Origin of the sequence: Paenibacillus sp. FSL P4-0081, assembly GCF_000758565.1 — a bacterium.
GTDB lineage: Bacteria > Bacillota > Bacilli > Paenibacillales > Paenibacillaceae > Paenibacillus_AQ > Paenibacillus_AQ phytohabitans.
Genome location: NZ_CP009280.1, coordinates 143158 through 161032 on the forward strand (window position 1 = coordinate 143158; position 17875 = coordinate 161032).

17 protein-coding genes are annotated in these 17875 nt (G+C 53.9%); 16 read left to right on the forward strand and 1 reads right to left on the reverse strand.

What is annotated here, in order from left to right:
* The first annotated feature begins 11 nt into the window (after window positions 1-11).
* The 5 genes from lgt (at window position 12) to P40081_RS00735 (ending at window position 4934) form a co-directional block, all read left to right on the forward strand.
* Window positions 12-1043: a prolipoprotein diacylglyceryl transferase gene (gene lgt / locus P40081_RS00715; protein ID WP_039302342.1), complete on the forward strand. Its 1032-nt coding sequence runs from the start codon at window positions 12-14 to the stop codon at window positions 1041-1043.
* Between the two features lie 8 nt (window positions 1044-1051).
* Complete coding sequence (ppaX, locus tag P40081_RS00720; RefSeq protein WP_042132737.1) at window positions 1052-1705, forward strand: pyrophosphatase PpaX; 654 nt, start codon at window positions 1052-1054, stop codon at window positions 1703-1705.
* Entirely contained in the window at window positions 1702-2211 is a 510-nt protein-coding gene (locus P40081_RS00725) for an acyltransferase (protein ID WP_039302348.1), read from the forward strand. The genes ppaX and P40081_RS00725 overlap by 4 nt, the downstream gene beginning before the upstream one ends.
* Window positions 2212-2505: 294 nt before the next feature.
* On the forward strand, window positions 2506-3717 hold the full coding sequence (locus P40081_RS00730) for an acyltransferase (RefSeq protein ID WP_042132738.1): 1212 nt from the start codon (window positions 2506-2508) through the stop codon (window positions 3715-3717).
* A gap of 59 nt (window positions 3718-3776) precedes the next feature.
* Window positions 3777-4934, forward strand: a complete 1158-nt coding sequence (locus tag P40081_RS00735; RefSeq protein WP_042132739.1) for an acyltransferase — start codon at window positions 3777-3779, stop codon at window positions 4932-4934.
* A gap of 118 nt (window positions 4935-5052) precedes the next feature.
* On the opposite strand, the gene gntK is transcribed toward P40081_RS00735, so the two are convergent.
* On the reverse strand, window positions 5053-6582 hold the full coding sequence (gene gntK, locus P40081_RS00740) for a gluconokinase (RefSeq protein ID WP_042140615.1): 1530 nt from the start codon (window positions 6580-6582) through the stop codon (window positions 5053-5055).
* A 353-nt stretch (window positions 6583-6935) separates the two neighbouring features.
* Here gntK and P40081_RS00745 point away from each other — a divergent pair, with 353 nt between their 5' ends.
* From P40081_RS00745 to P40081_RS00795, 11 genes are all read left to right on the forward strand, one after another.
* On the forward strand, window positions 6936-8153 hold the full coding sequence (locus P40081_RS00745) for an ATP phosphoribosyltransferase regulatory subunit (protein ID WP_042132740.1): 1218 nt from the start codon (window positions 6936-6938) through the stop codon (window positions 8151-8153).
* Window positions 8154-8265: 112 nt separating this feature from the next.
* Entirely contained in the window at window positions 8266-8910 is a 645-nt protein-coding gene (hisG, locus tag P40081_RS00750) for an ATP phosphoribosyltransferase (RefSeq protein WP_039302355.1), read from the forward strand.
* 145 nt (window positions 8911-9055) lie between these two features.
* Window positions 9056-10366 carry a histidinol dehydrogenase gene (gene hisD / locus P40081_RS00755; protein WP_042132741.1) on the forward strand — a complete coding sequence of 437 codons (1311 nt, stop codon included), beginning with the start codon at window positions 9056-9058 and terminating at the stop codon, window positions 10364-10366.
* The gene (gene hisB / locus P40081_RS00760) at window positions 10353-10964 is read left to right on the forward strand and encodes an imidazoleglycerol-phosphate dehydratase HisB (RefSeq protein ID WP_042132742.1); all 612 of its coding nucleotides are present in this window, start codon (window positions 10353-10355) and stop codon (window positions 10962-10964) included. Before hisD ends, hisB begins: the two co-directional genes overlap by 14 nt.
* A 1-nt stretch (window position 10965) precedes the next feature.
* Window positions 10966-11589: an imidazole glycerol phosphate synthase subunit HisH gene (gene hisH / locus P40081_RS00765; RefSeq protein WP_042132743.1), complete on the forward strand. Its 624-nt coding sequence runs from the start codon at window positions 10966-10968 to the stop codon at window positions 11587-11589.
* Between the two features lie 49 nt (window positions 11590-11638).
* Window positions 11639-12376 carry a 1-(5-phosphoribosyl)-5-[(5-phosphoribosylamino)methylideneamino]imidazole-4-carboxamide isomerase gene (gene hisA, locus P40081_RS00770; protein WP_042132744.1) on the forward strand — a complete coding sequence of 246 codons (738 nt, stop codon included), beginning with the start codon at window positions 11639-11641 and terminating at the stop codon, window positions 12374-12376.
* Window positions 12377-12428: 52 nt separating this feature from the next.
* A complete protein-coding gene (gene hisF, locus P40081_RS00775; RefSeq protein ID WP_039302370.1) occupies window positions 12429-13187 on the forward strand; it encodes an imidazole glycerol phosphate synthase subunit HisF in 759 nt (252 codons plus the stop codon).
* On the forward strand, window positions 13184-13900 hold the full coding sequence (hisIE, locus tag P40081_RS00780; RefSeq protein ID WP_042132745.1) for a bifunctional phosphoribosyl-AMP cyclohydrolase/phosphoribosyl-ATP diphosphatase HisIE: 717 nt from the start codon (window positions 13184-13186) through the stop codon (window positions 13898-13900). The genes hisF and hisIE overlap by 4 nt, the downstream gene beginning before the upstream one ends.
* 14 nt (window positions 13901-13914) lie before the next feature.
* On the forward strand, window positions 13915-14736 hold the full coding sequence (hisJ, locus tag P40081_RS00785; protein WP_042132746.1) for a histidinol-phosphatase HisJ: 822 nt from the start codon (window positions 13915-13917) through the stop codon (window positions 14734-14736).
* Between the two features lie 126 nt (window positions 14737-14862).
* Window positions 14863-15810, forward strand: coding sequence for a ribose-phosphate diphosphokinase (locus tag P40081_RS00790; protein WP_039302378.1), 948 nt, complete (start codon window positions 14863-14865; stop codon window positions 15808-15810).
* Between the two features lie 244 nt (window positions 15811-16054).
* Entirely contained in the window at window positions 16055-17803 is a 1749-nt protein-coding gene (locus tag P40081_RS00795; protein WP_042132747.1) for a tetratricopeptide repeat protein, read from the forward strand.
* Window positions 17804-17875: the final 72 nt, after the last annotated feature.

Below are 17875 nucleotides of genomic sequence, written 5' to 3' on the forward strand. Positions count from 1 at the left end.
AGTGTGAGAGCATGTTTTTTTCATTAGCGATTAATCCGATTGTCTTCTCCATCGGTTCGCTGCCTGTTCACTGGTATGGTTTGATACTGGGTCTTGGTGCATTAGCCGGATTATTCCTTGCTATTCAAGAAGGCAAACGCTACAACATTCCGCAGGAGTTCTTCATGGACATGCTGCTGCTCGGAGTTCCTTCAGCGATCATTGGCGCGCGGATTTATTTTGTAGCGTTCAAGTGGGAAGATTATAAGGACAACTTGTTGGATATATTCAAAGTCTGGAATGGCGGTATTGCTATTTATGGCGCGCTGATCGGGGCGATCATCTGCGGAATTATTTATTTCCGTTACAAGGGATATCCGTTCTGGCGTATCGTGGACATATGTGCACCTGGACTGCTCGCCGGTCAGATGATTGGCCGTTGGGGTAATTTCATCAATCAGGAAGCCTACGGCGGCGTTGTAGAGGAATCTTTCCTGCGTGACAAGCTGCATCTGCCGGACTTTATTGTGAATCAAATGTACATAGGGGATGCGTTTCACCATCCGACCTTCCTGTATGAATCGCTCTGGAGCCTGCTGGGCATTCTGCTCCTCATGGTGCTGCGCCGCCAGAAATTTGTCCGTGCCGGCGAAATCTTCATGTCCTATTTCATCTGGTATTCGATCGGCCGCTTCTTTATTGAAGCTTTACGTACGGACAGCCTAGGATTTAACGGCAGCAGCGGTTTGGCATCGTTCATTAACGGTCTATGGAGTCCGATGAAATGGCTGGGATTTGAGCAGGGGTATTTCGATCCGGCATACGGGAATGTCCGTATCTCACAGCTGCTGGCACTACTGATCATTCTCGTTGCAGTTGTATTGATCATTGTACGGCGTGTCAGCGGTCAGCCGAAGGATCATTATTCTGATCCGATTGTCAGCACTAAACCGGCAGCGGCAGATGCTGTAGTTCCCGAGAGTGCAGTGAATACACCGCAGAAGGCTCCTCAGCCTATCCAGCCGGTGAAGGACTCATCTGAAGATAAGGAAACAAAGGAGTAGTAGAACTAATGATAGAATGCGTGTTATTTGACTTGGACGGAACGATTGTGAATACTAATGAGCTGATCATCAGCTCGTTCATGCATGCGCTGAAGGAGAATAACCTCCCGGCTCTAACCCGGGAAGAGATTATTCCCCATATGGGAACTACGCTCCAGCAGCAGATGAGCGTGTTCTCCGGTCTGCAGGACACAAGCGTGCTGGAGCTTTCTTACCGTTCATATAATTATGCGCATCATGATGAGCTAATCCGTTCTTTTCCTCATGTGAATGAGACTATGGAAGGGCTGTTAAGCCGGGGAATAAAGCTCGGGATTGTGACAACGAAGATTCGTCCAACTACACTCAAAGCGCTGGAAATGTTCGATCTGCTGAAGTATATGGAGACGATTGTGACGGTCAATGATGTCAGTCAGGTGAAGCCGCATCCGGAGCCTGTCCTAACTGCGGTTGCTAATCTGGGTGTTGATCCGGCCAGAACCCTGATGGTAGGTGACAGTGCGGTCGATATTCAGTCTGCCAAGGCAGCGGGTGTGCGTGTAGCTGCGGTCGCCTGGTCACTCAAAGGTGAGGAAATGCTGCGGAAGTACAACCCGGATTACATCATCCACGACATGAAAGACTTGTATACTATAGTGGAGCAGGAGACGAAGCAGCCGTGAGAAAGTTAACCCGCTATCCGGTGGAGGGCCATAATTCACTCTGGTATATTTACCGTACGGTGAGCCCGTGGAAGGGCGTACGCAATTTTATTTTTATCCAGATTGCCCGCTACTGTCCGGTCTTGCCGCTCAAGAACTGGATTTACCGCAGGGTACTCGGGATGAAGGTGGGCAAGCATACTGCGTTTGGGCTAATGGCGATGGTGGATGTGTTTTTTCCGGAGAAAATTTCGGTCGGTGAGAACTCGGTCATCGGCTATAACACGACCATTCTTGCCCATGAATACCTCATCAAAGAGTACAGGCTGGGTGAAGTCATTATCGGGGAGAACGTCCTGATTGGAGCCAACACAACGATATTGCCCGGCGTTACGATTGGAGATTGGGCGGTTGTCGCTGCGGGTTCTGTCGTGCACAAGGATGTAGCTGCGGGCTCGTTCGTCGGGGGCAATCCGCTGCGTGAGCTGCGTCCGCCGGGATCAGCGGAGAAGGCTGTAGAAGAATAATCACCAGGTAACCTCTTACCCTGCAGTTTCATATTGCGTGTATCTGCGCAGGAGCTGCAGGGTTTCTTGTGTAAACTTCGCAGCCTGAGGCAATTAAGCAATCTTAAGCAACCTTTAAGTGTTCGGCGAGTATATATTGGCGATATACTTGTAAGTGCAGGAGCGGATCCTTCCGCATACGGACGCGCAGCACATATCAGAATGAAATAATCAGCAGGGGCAGACTTCCTGATAGGTATCACTTCCGCTTGGCGTCTATGAACAGCCATCATAGCAGAGAAGAGGAATCTTAAAGTGAATGCAGCAAAACAGGAACGTCTGCCCCAGCTGGATATTTACCGTGCTCTGGCGATATTGGGCGTATTGCATGTCCACTCATCATCTTTTGCGGCCGGAGAATTGGCACTCCAGTCACCCTATTATTATTGGTTAAACTGGATCAACATCTTCTTTAAATTCGGTACACCGTCGTTTATTTTTCTAAGCAGCTTTGTGCTGTTCTATAATTATTACGGGCGGCCCGTGACGGGGAGCCTGATCGGAAGCTTTTACCGCCGCAGGCTGAAGTACATTCTGCTTCCCTATATGCTGGTATCCATCGGCTATTACGGATTGACCCTGTACGTGAATGGGAAGCTGACACAGCCTCTGGCAGAGAGCATCTCCGGCTTCCTGGGTGCCTTATTTACGGGTTCGGCGTATGCGCATTTGTATTTCGTATTCATCAGCATCCAGTTCTACCTGCTGTTTCCGTTGCTGCTTAAGCTGCTGCAGAGCTCACGGCTGTGGGTGCGCTGGGCTTTTCCGATTGGACTTGCGCTGCAGTGGGTATTCATTATCTGGAACAAGTATCAGCTGCATATTGTGGAAAAAGGAAGCTTGTCGATCTCGTATCTGGCATACTATATGCTGGGCGCCTATATCGCCATTAATTTCGAAGCGATCAAGCTGTGGCTGATGAAGCCTTGGCGTGAACTGGCTGCCAGGTATAAAGTGCTTATCCTGCTGCTTGTTACATTGTGGCTCGGAGCAGCCTTCACGCATGTACAATTATGGTATAGAGCCCGCCACTTCGGGATATGGACGGACTCGCTCTGGTACGAGCTGCTCTGGAATGTACATACGATGCTGTCAGCGCTGGTGCTGCTGTATGCCACCTTTCTTATCTACCGCAGGGCACCGAAGGTGATCGTTGCTATTTTGACCCGGCTGGGTGAGGTTTCATTTGCGGTGTATCTGATCCATCCTCTGCTGCTTGCAGTGTATAGAAGATTCGGAACGGGAATTCCTACAGATTCATTAACCTATGTATTCTATATTTACGGGGGATTGGCTGCGGCGCTGGCAGGAAGCTGGATGCTTGTGCAGTTTGCGTTCCGCCGCATCCGCCTGTCCTGGGTGGCATTCGGGAGTGTACCGCGTTCACTTGCCCCTACGGTGAAGGACAAGCCTGTGCACGGGAGCACCAATAGAGTGCTCGAAGGTAAAGATATCAGTAAATCATGAGAGTTCAACAGACCCCAACCCAGGCATCAGGGATGAGGGTCTAGGCAGGAGGGAAGATAATGGCTCAAAAGGAAAGAATACCGCAGCTTGATGTATTCCGGGCGATAGCGATTATTGCGGTCATAGCAATTCACGCCACTTCGCGGACACTGGCGGAAACACTGGATACCTCTTTGTTTCATCCGTTTCTGTTCATAAACAAGTTCAGCCAGTTCGCTGTACCTTCGTTTGTATTCCTAAGCGGGTTCGTGCTGTTCTACAATTATATTGACCGTCCGCTTGGCGGGAAGACTCTCGCGAAATTCTATAGCCGAAGGCTGATTTATATTATTGTGCCTTATCTTGTTTTCTCGGTGCTGTACTTTATATTGAAAATGACTGCCGGGCATACATGGGGCATGCCTCTTAATGAGCAGGCGGCCAAATTCGGCAAATATCTGTGGACCGGTACGGCGTATACCCATCTGTACTATATTATTATCATAATTCAGTTCTATGTACTGTTCCCGCTCATGCTCTGGTGTCTGCAGAAGGTCCGCCGTCTGGCGGTGTGGGCACCGCTCATCGGACTGGCCTTACAGTGGGGATTCGTGCTGCTGAACAAATATATGGCTAATCACGGATACTGGCAGCTGTCCAAGGGCAGTCTTGCAATTACGTACTTCTCTTATTTCCTGCTCGGTGCAGCGATTGCGGTATATTACAGCTCTTTGAAAAAGTGGCTGATTCCTACACGCGAAGGGTGGCGCTCCGGTAAGGGGGCAAGCTGGATTGTGCTGTGGTTCATATGGGCCACTGCAGGAATCGTTCATGTGGAGCTGTGGTTCAACAATTATACGAAGAAGACGGTCATCAACAGTCTATGGTATGAAGGCTTCTCCAATCTTCATGCGCTGCTCTCTTGTCTTGTGCTGTTCCAGCTGTCCTTCCTGCTGTACGGAGCGGGGCGAAGCCTGCTGGCAAGATTGCTGATCTCTGCCGGCGCCTGTTCCTTCGGGATATATCTGCTGCATCCGGCGCTGCTCTTCTTCTATAGAAAGCTGCCGCTGCACGGCGGATCACTTGCCTACACGGCTGCCATTGCCGGGGGCTGGCTGGTAGCCTTCGCCGGCTCCTGGCTGGTCGTCGCCCTCGTCTTCCGTTATGTGAAGCCGGCATGGGTACTCTTTGGCTCTGGGCCGCAGAAGGTTAAGCGGGCGCCTAAAGCAACAGTGTAGCTGGGTGCCTTGAAATGCAGTAATGAAGGGGACTTCAAATCCAGAATGATAAAAGCGCCGACTGGCCGCAGATGCGGGCCAGTTGGCGCTTTTATTCATATATTGGCAGGATTGCAGACTACTCTCCGGCCTGTTCGCGCTGGAAATCGGCAATCGCCTGATATTGGCCTTCGAGGCTGCGGTATACGGAGATATAGATGGGCAGCAGCTGCTTATAGACTTTGGCATGTGCCTGGTCGGGTTCATGGCGGTGGGTCGAGCCAATCATGCCGAATACGGAATCGAAGGAATCGATCCGGCCGATGGCGTACAGCCCGAGGACAACGGCGCCAAGACAGGAGCTCTCGAAGCTCTCAGGGACTACCACCTCCTGATCAAATATGTCCGCCATCATCTGCCGCCATAGAGCGGAGCGGGCGAAGCCGCCGGTAGCCAGGATTCTGCCCGGCTGGCCGATAATTTCCTCCATAGCGAGCAGGACGGTATACATATTGAAGATGACACCCTCCAGCACAGAGCGGATCATATGCTCTTTGCGGTGATTCATGCTCAGTCCGAAGAAGGAGCCGCGCGCATCGGGGTTCCACAGCGGGGCACGCTCACCGGTCAGATAGGGATGAAAGAGCAGGCCATTGCTGCCTGGCGGTACCTGCTCGGCGATCCGGGTTAGAACCTCATAAGGATCAATACCGAGGCGCTTCGCGGTCTCTACCTCAGAGGCGGCGAACTCATCACGCACCCAGCGGAACAGCATGCCGCCATTATTCACGGGTCCGCCAATAACCCAGTGCTTGTCCGTTAGTGCATAGCAGAAGGTCCGCCCTTTCGGGTCGGTCAGCGGCCGGTCGACCACGGTGCGGATGGCACCGCTGGTTCCTATAGTCGCGGCAATAACCCCCGGCTCTATGGCACCGACCCCCAGATTGGACAGGACACCATCACTGGCGCCTACGACAAACGGTGTGGCGGCCAGAAGTCCAAGCTCTTCCGGAAGTCCCGGAAGCAGCCCCTGCAGGATCTGCGTGGTGGGCACCGGTCTTGATAGACGTTCTGGAGTAATTCCGGCGATACGGAGCGCCTCAGCGTCCCAGTCAAGCTTCTCCAGATTGAACATACCTGTAGAAGAGGCAATGGAGTGATCAATTACATATTTGCCGAACAGCTTGAAGAAGATATATTCTTTAATGGAGATGAATTTATGGGTCTGGCTGAACAGCTCCGGATGCTCCTCACCGAGCCACATCAGCTTGGTAATTGGAGACATCGGATGGACGGGTGTTCCTGTCCGCATATACAGCTCATGCCCGTGCAGTTCATTCTTCAGCCGCCGGGCAGCTGCACTGCTCCGGTTATCGGCCCAGGTGATGCAGGCGGTAAGCGGTTTGCCGGAAGAATCTACAGCAATCACGCTGTGCATGGCCGAGCTGAAGGAGACAAGCAGAACCTGTCCAGGAGGGACGTGGCTGTCCTGCATGACTGAAGAGATAGTGTGCAGGACAGCCTGCAGAATCTGACCAGGGTCCTGTTCTGCTACAGAAGGGGAAGGCTGATGCAGCGGATAGCCCTGGTTGCTCTGTGTGACGATTGTTCCGTTCTCCTCGAAGAGGACAGCCTTGGTGCTGGTGGTTCCAATATCAACGCCGATCATATAGGATGTACTCAAGCCGTCAGTCCTTCTTTCTGCTCTGAAATAGATACCGGGAATACTTAATGCAGGAAATAAAGTACAATTATATTATATATTTCGTATGAAACATTCTGAAGTTCATGTTCTACAGCTTATTATATTCGCAGGTAATCACGGTGGCAAAGAGAGGATGGATAGGCGCTGCTTAACATATATAGTCCAAGCTTCCGAAACCGGCGGGTATAGAAGGAGATTGTTGACGCAAAAGGATAGTCCGTGATACGATATTACCACTGCTTTAGTTTACTACCACTTTACCATATTAAAGCGATTTAAGATGCTTCTTATGATATCTGATGAGGTGAAAAGTGAAGATGTCCAAACCAAAGGGATTCGAAAAGCCTGCCGGCGTACGGGATTATCTCCCGCGTGCGGTAACGAAGCTGCGCAAGATTGAGAACGATGTGCTGCACTGCATGAGCCGCTGGGGCTACCGCCAGATGATTACCCCCACCCTTGAATATTACGATACGGTCGGTGTGGCCAGTTCCACGTCAGACCAGAAGTTGTATAAATTACTGAATAACCGCGGTCAGGCACTCGTGCTGCGTTCAGAAATGACAGCGCCCGTTGCCCGCGTAGTCTCCTCCTTATTGAAGGACGAACCGCTGCCGCTGCGCCTGTCCTATCATGCCAATGTCTTCCGTGCTATCGAAGAGGAGGCCGGCCGGGAAGCAGAATTCTTCCAGACCGGAGTGGAGCTTGTCGGAGATGATTCACCAGAGGCGGATGCTGAGGTCGTTGCACTGGCAATTGCCTCGCTGGAGGCCGCGGGAGTGAAATCTTTTAAAATTGCGATAGGGCATGTAGGCTTCCTCGACGGTCTGTTCCAGGAAGCGGTATCCGGCCTCCCGCAGGCCCAGGAAGAGCTGAAGAGTCATCTGCTGGGCCGTGATTATGTCGCTTTCCGGGAGACGCTGCGCCGCCTGGAACTGCCGGAAGCCCAGAAGAAGGAACTGGACGGACTGCTGCGGCTGCGGGGAGGCAAGGAAATCTGCGGACAGGCGCTGGAGCTCAGCAGCCATCCGCTGGCACGCGCTTCCATTGAGCATTTATGCAAGGTATGGGAGGTGCTTGTCGCATACGGCGTCTCTCAGCATGTGCTGATTGATCTGACGATGATCGGTGATTTCTCCTATTATACGGGCATGACGTTTGAAGGTTATGCTTCGGAGCTGGGCTTCCCGGTGTGCAGCGGCGGAAGGTACGACAATCTGCTTCAGCAGTTTGGACGCCCGATTCCGTCGACAGGCTTCTCACTGAAGACCAACCGCATTCTGGATGGTGTATCCGGAGTGACCGAAGAGGAAGAACTGCCGGTACTGGTCCAGTACGATGCCCTGCGGCGTCAGGAAGGTCTTGCTGAGGCGGCCCGGCTGCGGAATGAGGGCCACGCTGTGGTAACCCGGCTGGCGGCAGGCCCGGAAGAGCTGAAGGTTGTGAAGCGCCTGGATACGGATACCGTAGAGGCAGAGGGTGAACGTTACGGAGAGATTTATACGTTTGTGTCTTTTATCAGCGAGCATGGCTGAGCTCATAAATGTGGAATGAAGCAATAGGTGACAATACGTGAAATGAAGGAACATGTGAACTCAAGTAATCCCTGCAAGTATGTAGCGGAAATTGAAATGGAGGCGGGTATGAATGGCACAGATTCTTAAGGTAGCCATGCCGAAAGGCCGGATTTACAACAAAGCCGCAGAGCTGTTCCGCAAGGCGGGACTGCCGATTCCTCCGGACGGGGAAGAATCACGCAAGCTGGTGATTTCACTGCCGGAAGCCGGAATGGAGTTTATTCTTGCCAAGCCGGTAGATGTGCCTACATATGTAGAGTATGGTGTAGCGGATATCGGTATTGTCGGCAAAGATGTACTGCTGGAAGAAAACCGTGATGTGTACGAACTGCTTGATCTGGGAATCGCCCGCTGCCGGATGTCGATTATCGGACTCCCGAACTGGCAGCCGGGCATCCAGCAGCGGGTAGCGACCAAATATCCGAACGTGGCCTCACGGTACTTCCGTGAGCAGGGCCAGCAGGTCGAGGTTGTGAAGCTGAACGGCTCGATTGAGCTGGCGCCGCTGATTGGACTGGCTGACCGGATCGTGGATATGGTGGAGACCGGCCAGACCCTGAAGGATAACGGGCTGGTGGAAATGACCAGTATCTTCGAAATTACCAGCCGCCTGGTGGCCAACCGGGTAAGCTACCGGATGAAGAATGAGGAAATCCAGCAGCTGTGTGACCGCCTGCAGGCCGTGATTGCAGGCCCGGAGCTGCAGATTAAATAAGCTATACAGATTAAACTTTAAGAGATGAAAAAAGGATAGAAGTGACGAAGGGGAAGTTTGGAACTGTAGGAGCGGAAGTCCAAACATTATCCGTAGTTACGGCTGAGCCTAGCTAGTAAATAGAAAGTTCAGGGGGGAAGCAGCGGTGAAGGTCCAGTCCAGTAAGGAGTTTAAGCTGCAGCGTGAAGTGGAATACGGCACGCCGGAGCAGAACAAGGCGGTACGTGAAATCGTGGCCGGTATCAAACAGGAAGGTGATGCGGCATTGCTCCGGTATACGGAGCGCTTCGACGGCGCAGTGCTGACGCCTGCGCAGCTGCGGGTAACGCAGGAGGAGCTAGAGGCCGCCTATGGCCGGGTAGAGGAGTCCTTCGTGACGGCAATCCGGGCGGCAGCTGTCAATATCCGTGCGTTCCATGCGCGGCAGAAGCGCAATTCCTGGATGGATCTGCAGCCGGACGGCACGATCCTCGGACAGATCATCCGCCCGCTGAAGCGGGTGGGCGTCTATGTTCCCGGGGGCAAGGCAGCGTATCCTTCCTCGGTGCTGATGAACGTTATTCCGGCACAGATCGCTGGCGTGCCGGAGATCGTGATGGTTACACCGCCTTCGACGGGCGGCTTCGAAGGCATCGATCCCTATATTCTCGTTGCCGCCGCTGAGGCAGGCGTAAACGAGATATACCGCGTAGGCGGCGCGCAGGCGATCGCCGCCCTGGCCTTCGGCACGGAATCGATCGTGCCGGTCGATAAGATCTGCGGGCCAGGGAACATCTACGTGGCCCTGGCCAAACGCGAGGTCTACGGCGCTGTCGATATCGACAGCATCGCCGGACCGAGCGAGATCGTCGTGCTTGCCGACGATACCGCCGAGGCCGCCTACGTCGCGGCCGACCTGCTCTCGCAGGCCGAGCACGACGAGATGGCCTCGGCGATCCTTGTGACGCCGTCGCAGCGTCTCGCGGAGGCCGTTGCTGCCGAAGTAGAACGGCAGCTGCAGACGTTGCCGCGCGAAGCTATCGCGCGGGCCTCGGTAGAGAACTACGGCGCGATTATCGTCGTGGAATCGCTCGAGGAGGGCATCTCCATTGTGAACCGGCTGGCGCCGGAGCATCTGGAGATTGTAGTGGCCGACCCGATGGCATTGACCGGCGCGATTGAGAACGCCGGGGCAATCTTCCTGGGTCCGTACAGCTCGGAGCCGGTCGGCGATTACTTCGCCGGACCGAACCATATTATACCGACCAACGGCACAGCAAGGTTCTCCTCGCCTGTGGACGTGGATGATTTCATTAAGAAATCCAGCCTGATCTATTACAGCAAGGAAGCACTGCTGCGGGACGGGGCGGCGATTATGGAGCTCGCCCGGCGTGAGGGCCTGGAAGGCCATGCCCGCGCAATAGAAATCCGGCTGGAGAACGAAGCGAAAGGTGGAGACGGAAATGGAGAACAATAATAATGAAGTGGCGCTGCGCAAGGCCGGACTTAGCCGTACAACCAACGAAACGGACATCGCGTTGACCTTTGCTGTGGACGGCAGCGGAGTTTCCGAGCTGGAGACCGATGTGCCTTTTCTGAATCATATGCTGGATCTATTCACCAAGCATGGACAGTTTGATCTGAGCGTACAGGCGCGGGGCGACATCGATATCGATGACCACCACACGGTTGAGGATATCGGTATCTGTCTGGGACAGGCGCTGCGGGAAGCGCTTGGCGACAAAAAAGGCATCAAGCGTTATGCGAGTGTCTTCATCCCCATGGATGAGGCACTGGCTCAGGTAGTGATTGATATCAGCAACCGGCCGCATTTTGAATACCGGGCAACGTATCCTTCGCAGCAGGTAGGCAGCTTCTCTACGGAGCTGGTTCACGAATTCCTCTGGAAATTTGCGCTGGAAGCGAGAATTACGCTGCATGTCATTGTGCATTACGGCTCCAACACCCATCACATGATTGAAGCGGTCTTCAAGGCACTGGGACGGGCGCTGGATGAAGCGACACAAGTGGACCCCCGGGTGAAGGGTGTGCCTTCAACGAAGGGAGTGCTGTAGCATGACCGTTGCAATCGTCGATTACGGCATGGGCAACCTGCACAGTGTCAGCAAGGCGGTGGAACGCCTGGGGTATACGAGTCTGGTGACGGCAGATGCCGGTGAGATTCTGGCGGCAGACAGCGTGATCCTGCCGGGTGTCGGTGCATTCGGCGATGCGATGGAGCATCTGCGGGCGAGCGGAATGGATGTTGTAGTTAAGGCTGCAGCTGAAGCGGGACAGCCGCTGCTGGGTATATGCCTTGGTATGCAGCTGCTGTTCAGCAGCAGCGAGGAGCATGGCGAGCATAAGGGGCTGGATCTTCTGCCGGGCTCGGTGGTACGCTTCGCACCCCGTGACGGCTACAAGGTGCCGCATATGGGGTGGAACAGGCTGGGCTTCCTCCAGCCGGAGAGTCCGCTTCTGACCGGCCTTGAAGAAGGGCATGTCTACTTCGTCCATTCCTATCATGTGCTTGCAGGTAGCGACAGCGACCTGCTGGCGGTCACGGATTATGGACATCCGGTAACGGCTATAGTCGGGCGGAACCATGTGTACGGCATGCAGTTTCACCCGGAGAAGAGCGGTGAGCTTGGCATCAAGCTGCTGGGGAATTTCCTGCGGCTTCGAAGAGAGCAGGCGTGAATCCTGAATAACTATATTTGCAAATTGTAATGAAAGCGGGGAGCGCTACATGTCTTCTTTTATCGTATATCCGGCGATTGATATCCGTGACGGCAAATGTGTCCGGTTGCAGCAGGGGGATTACAGCCAGGAAACCATTTATAACGACAGTCCGGTTCAGGTGGCCAAGTCTTGGGAAGAGCAGGGCGGACAGTTTATCCATCTGGTCGATCTGGACGGCGCTAAGGCCGGGCATCCCGTTAATGATGCCATCATCGGAGCCATTGCCAGGAATGCCAATGTTCCGGTTCAGGTCGGCGGCGGTCTCCGCACGCTTGCGGATGTGGAGAAGCTGCTGGGTCTTGGCATCAGCCGGGTCATTATTGGAACGGCGGCGATCAATGATTATGCTTTTACAGAGGCGGTTCTCGCGAAGTATGGCGATAAGGTAGCGATCGGTATTGACGCCCGTAACGGCTATGTGGCTACGCATGGGTGGCTGAATACCTCCGAGGTGCGCGCCGAGGATCTGGCCAAGGAGCTGGCAGCCAAAGGTGCAGAGACCTTCATCTACACAGACATCTCCCGTGACGGGATGATGCAGGGACCGAACGTGGAGGGGATTCTGTCCATGGCCGGGGCGAGCGGCAAAACCGTAATTGCCTCCGGCGGTGTTACCAGCCTGGACGATCTGCTGCGTCTGAGCGTACATAGCGGCAGCGGGATCGGTGGAGCGATTGTCGGCAAGGCGCTCTACACCGGCAATATTGATCTGGCTGAAGCCCTGCAGGCGCTGGGTAAGGCGTAGGGGTTACGGGCTTAGTAATTACTTTTGTTAGCCTGTGAAGGAGGGGTCTTGGATGTTAGCCAAACGGATTATCCCCTGTCTGGATGTGAAGGACGGGCGGGTGGTAAAAGGCGTTAATTTCGTAAATCTGCGCGATGCCGGAGATCCGGTGGAGCTGGCGGCTTTATATGATAGCGAAGGTGCAGATGAGCTGGTATTTCTGGATATCTCCGCTTCAGTGGAAGGGCGGGCGACTATGGTTGAGGTCGTGCGGCAGACTGCCGGGGAGATTGCTATTCCATTCACGGTGGGCGGCGGGATTTCTACACCCGAGGACATGAAGCGGATCCTGCGCGCCGGTGCGGACAAGATCGGCATTAATACGGCAGCTGTCAATAATCCGCAGCTGATTCTTGAAGGCGCCCGCCACTTCGGCTCCCAGTGCATTGTGGTGGCGATGGATGCCAAATATAATGAAGCTTGGGGCGAGTGGGAAGTGTACACTCACGGCGGACGTACGCCTACCGGTATCCGGGCGCTTACCTGGGCCAAGGAAGCTGAGCGGCTGGGAGCGGGCGAAATCCTGCTTACGAGCATGGACGCGGACGGCACGAAGGACGGCTTCGATCTGAAGCTGACGGCAGCAGTCTGCGATCTGCTGAGCATTCCCGTAATTGCTTCCGGCGGTGCGGGAAGAATTGATCATTTCTATGATGTATTTACCGCAGGCAAGGCAGATGCCGGGCTTGCGGCAACTATTTTTCACTATAAAGAGATTGCCATTCATGATTTGAAGGCTGATCTGAAGCAAAGAGGGGTAGAGATCCGATGAGCGAGGACAAGAAAGATATAGCGCAGATCCAGCAGGAGGCATTGTCAGGCATCCGCTGGAATGAAGCCGGCCTGCTGCCGGCAGTGGTGCAGGATGCCCGTACCCTGGAAGTATTAATGTTCGCCTATATGAATCCGGAGTCACTACGGCTGTCTCTTGAGAGCGGCCAGACCTGGTTCTGGAGCCGTTCGCGTAGCGAGCTCTGGCATAAGGGCGGAACCTCCGGCAATACCCAGGCCATCACCTCCATCCATTACGATTGTGACAGCGATACGCTACTGGTGAAAGTTGTGCCGGAAGGACCGGCCTGCCATACGGGTGAGAACAGCTGCTTCTTCCGCGAGATTCCCCTCGATTCACCGGCAACAGCTGAAGCAGCTGGAGGTACAGTTAACTCGGCAGCAGCAGGCCATGACCGCTTTGCTGTACTGGGTGAGCTGGAGCGCGTAATTGCCGAGCGGGAAGTGAACCGTCCGGAAGGGGCGTATACTACTTATCTGTTTGATAAGGGCGTCGACAAGATTCTCAAGAAGGTCGGCGAAGAAGCCTCCGAAACTATTATCGCCGCCAAAAATAAAGATAATGCCGAGCTTCGCCTTGAAGTCAGCGATCTGATCTATCATTTACTGGTCCTGCTGCAGGAGCGGAAGCTTCCGCTGGATGAGATTATGGAAGAGCTGAGTGCCCGCCATGAACGGCCTCGCCGGGACTAGGAGGAAGGTTCAGCATGCGTATTGATTACCATACCCACCATGAGCGCTGCGGCCATGCCGTAGGGACGCTTGAAGAGTATGTGCAGCGCGGCATCGCGCTCGGACTGCAGCAGCTTGGACTGTCCGATCATCTGCCGCTTATCCATGTAGATCCGGAGCACTATTATCCCGAGATGGCTATGCCGCTTGCGGAGCTTCCGCGTTATGTGGAGGAATGTCTTACGCTGAAGGAGCGCTACCGCGGAACGATTGAGCTGCGGGTGGGGCTTGAAGCGGATTATATCGAGGGATATGAAGAGCAGATCCGCGAGCTTTTAGCACCCTATCCGTGGGACTATCTGATCGGGTCGGTGCATTTTCTCGGAGAATGGGATATTACGGACCACCGGCAGACCCATGGCTGGGAAGGCCAGGAAGTGATGAGCGTCTACCGCCGATATTATGATGCAGTGCAGAAGTCGGCGTTATCGGGATTATATGATATTATAGGACATATGGATGTCATCAAAAGGTTCGGTTACGGGCCGCAGACTCCGGAAGGAAGAGCCGAGGCCAGAGCACTGGAGCTGGAGACGCTCAAGGTTATATCCGGCAGCGGAATCGCGATGGAGCTGAATGCTTCGGGACTCACTAAGCCTTGCGCCGAGATGTTCCCGGCTGAGCATGTGCTTCAGCAGGCGTATGCCCTGGGCATTCCGCTCACCGTGGGCTCAGACGCCCATGACCCTCTGAAGCTGGGAGACGGCTTACAGGAGGCGCGGGAAATGCTGTGGCGCACGGGCTTCCGTGAACTGGCTGTGTTCGAAGGACGCCGCCGCACATCCGTCCAAATATAAGAATGTATAGGCTTCGCGCTATATATTATCCTTCTATTTCTCGCTGAAACGGTACCGTCCATACAAGGACGGCAAAGCCGTTTCCACTTGCGTTCGAAGTTTAAATTATAATCCCAGGAGGGTACTATGCATCATCAATTACGTATTTTTTCCGGTTCGTCGAATCCGAAGCTGGCCGCTGATATTGCGGAGCGCCTTGGCGCACCGCTGGGCCTGATTAAGCTGACACGTTTCAAGAGCGGCGAGATTTATGTGCATTATGAAGAGAGCATCCGGAACTGCGACGTATTTTTGGTGCAATCCCTGGCTCATCCGATTAACGAGCTGTTTGTAGAATTGCTGGTCATGATCGACGCTGCCAAACGCGCATCGGCAAGAACAGTGAATATTATCGTTCCTTATTACGGGTATGCCCGGCAGGAGCGCAAATCTGCGCCGCGTGAGCCGATCTCGGCCAAAATGGTTGCCGATGTGCTGACCACTGCAGGAGCTACCCGCGTGATAACTATTGACCTGCATGCAGCGGCTATCCAGGGATTCTTCAACATTCCGGTGGATCATCTGACTGCGCTTGATCTGATCAGCGGCTATTTGAAGATCAAAGGCCTCTCCGATCTGGTAGTCGTATCACCCGATGCAGGCCGCGCCTCCATGGCTGAGAAGCTGGCCAGCCGGCTGGACTCTCCGTTTGCCATCATGATCAAGAAACGTCCGGCTCATAACGAATCGGTGATTACCCATGTCATCGGAGACGTTGAGGGAAGAACGCCGATTATTATTGAGGACCTTATTGATACGGGGACCACGATCGTCAATGTGGTAGAAGGGCTGAAGGAGCGCGGGGCCCGGAACAGCATCGTCTGTGCTACGCACGGGCTGTTCTCCGGAGATGCGCTGGAGCGGATGGATCATCCCAATATCGACGAAATTGTCGTCACGGATTCTATTGCGCTGCCGGATGAGCATTCCAGCAGATTCTCGGTGCTCTCTGTTGCACCTATGCTGGCAGAAGCCACACGTATTATCATCGAAGGCGGTTCCATAGACAAGCTATTTAGAGACGCGGGGATATAGTCCCTGCGTTTCTTTTTTACAGTTATGCTGCAGCAGCAACTTTTCAAGCGTTTACCTCCCCTTAACTCTCCTCCCAGGTGAGAATCTCACTACCACATGTGGTATACTGTGTGAAGAAGACAGCCAAGTCCATAAATGGAAACGAAAAGAACACTTAAGACAGGGAGTATGGGTATATATTTGATGCCGCTCTCCTATTTTTCGTTAGGCTAGGGAAGCTTACAAAGGGAGGTGCCTTGCTTCCATGATTGAGAAAACTTCAGAGAATGATACGGACAGCGGTAATGTGATTCCGGTCACTCTGGATGCCAATTTTTTCTTTGAAAGAGCCGTACGGTCGCTTGACCGCTTTCAATATGATAAGGCATTAAAGAATTTTCGCAAAGCTGTTGAATATGAGCCGGATAATCCGGTGAATCATTGCAACATGGCGGGTATATTATCTGAGATGGGTAATTACACAGCATCTAATGAGATTCTGACCCATGTACTGGAGAAGATTGATCCCGCAATGACCGAATGTCATTTCTATATGGCTAATAATTACGCCAATATGGAAAGCTTTGAAGAGGCGGAGCGTTCGCTGGTCACGTATCTGGAAGAGGATGCCAGCGGCGAGTTCATGGCCGAATCCGAAGAGCTGATGGAGCTGCTGCAATATGAGCTGAACCGTCCTGCTCCGCTTGTGCGGATCCGCAGCCGTGAGGGTGTGGTCGAGCATGACCGGGCCCGCAGTCTGCTGGAGGAGGGCAAGTTTCCCCAGGCCGTAGAGCTGCTGGAAGAGATCATTGCGACCTCGCCGGACTTTCTGGCTGCGCATAATAACCTGGCCCTCGCTTATTTCTATATGGGCCGGTTTGCCAAAGCGAAGGAATGCCTGAACGAGGTGCTGAAGCAGGACCCCGGTAATCTGCATGCGCTCTGCAATATGGCGATCTTCCTGCAGTATGCAGGTGACAAGGAGCAGTTGGATTCTCTGCTGGGCATGCTTGAAGCCACTGTGCCTTTTCATCAGGAGCATGTATTCAAAATGGCCACGACGATGGGCATCCTGGGCAGACATACTGCAGCATACAGCCACTTCCGGCGTCTGCTGAAGGATGAAGAGGTCGCCGGAGACGCCGGCCTGTATCATTACTGCGCAGCAGCGGCCAGCAACAGCGGCCTCTACACTGAAGCCCTGCGCTGCTGGAGACAGGCTGCGAAGCTGGACCCTGAGTCGGCCGTGCCGGCATTCTTCCTGTCCCAGCTCCAGCAAGCCCGGGGAGAAGACAGACCTATGCCTGCTGTCAGCTATAATTACCAATTGCCTTTCCAGGAGCAGCTTAAGCAGTGGAAGGGGAATACAGGCAAGTTCACCGAAGAAGTACGGAACAATCCGCTGCTGCGCGCCTCGTTCTTCTGGGCGCTGCGCTACGGCGATTCCTCCACGAAGCTCCAGGTGACCGAAGCCCTGCGCTGGATTGAGGATGAGGAGATGTCCGAGGTACTGCGCGGAGTTCTGGAGCATCAGCCGCTCCAGGAGGACCGGCTGCAGGAGGCGGCGCTGTTCAGCCTGCAGCGGCTGATTGGAGAGAATCTGGAAGAAGCTGCAGCTCCTGAGGAAGAGCCGTTGCAAGCGGCTTCCAGCCCCAAGGGCCCGGCTGAATGGAAGGAAGACTGGCAGCGGATTATCGATCATACGGTGGCCATGATGGACCGGAGATATGATGCTGTGCAGAAGAAGGATGCAGAGTTTATCTGGAAGCAGTTCATCGGCAGCCTGTATCCGGATGTACCGTTATTCCGCAATGACGGCGGCTGGTGTGCGGCACTGGAGTATCTGACTGCCAGGCTGCACGGGCGTCCGGTCACCTTCCGCGAGGCGGCACAGCGTTACGGCGTCTCGGTCTCCATGGTAAGCCGCTATGCACGGCGGATCGACAGTGAATGCGATACCCAGGGCATGCTGCCGGGAACGGACGGCTTGTCGCCGTCCACCAACAATATTTGAACCCTTTTTTCAAATATAAGAATCTATACGTTTCTCACGATAACTTATCCTTATATTTCTCGCTGAAACGGT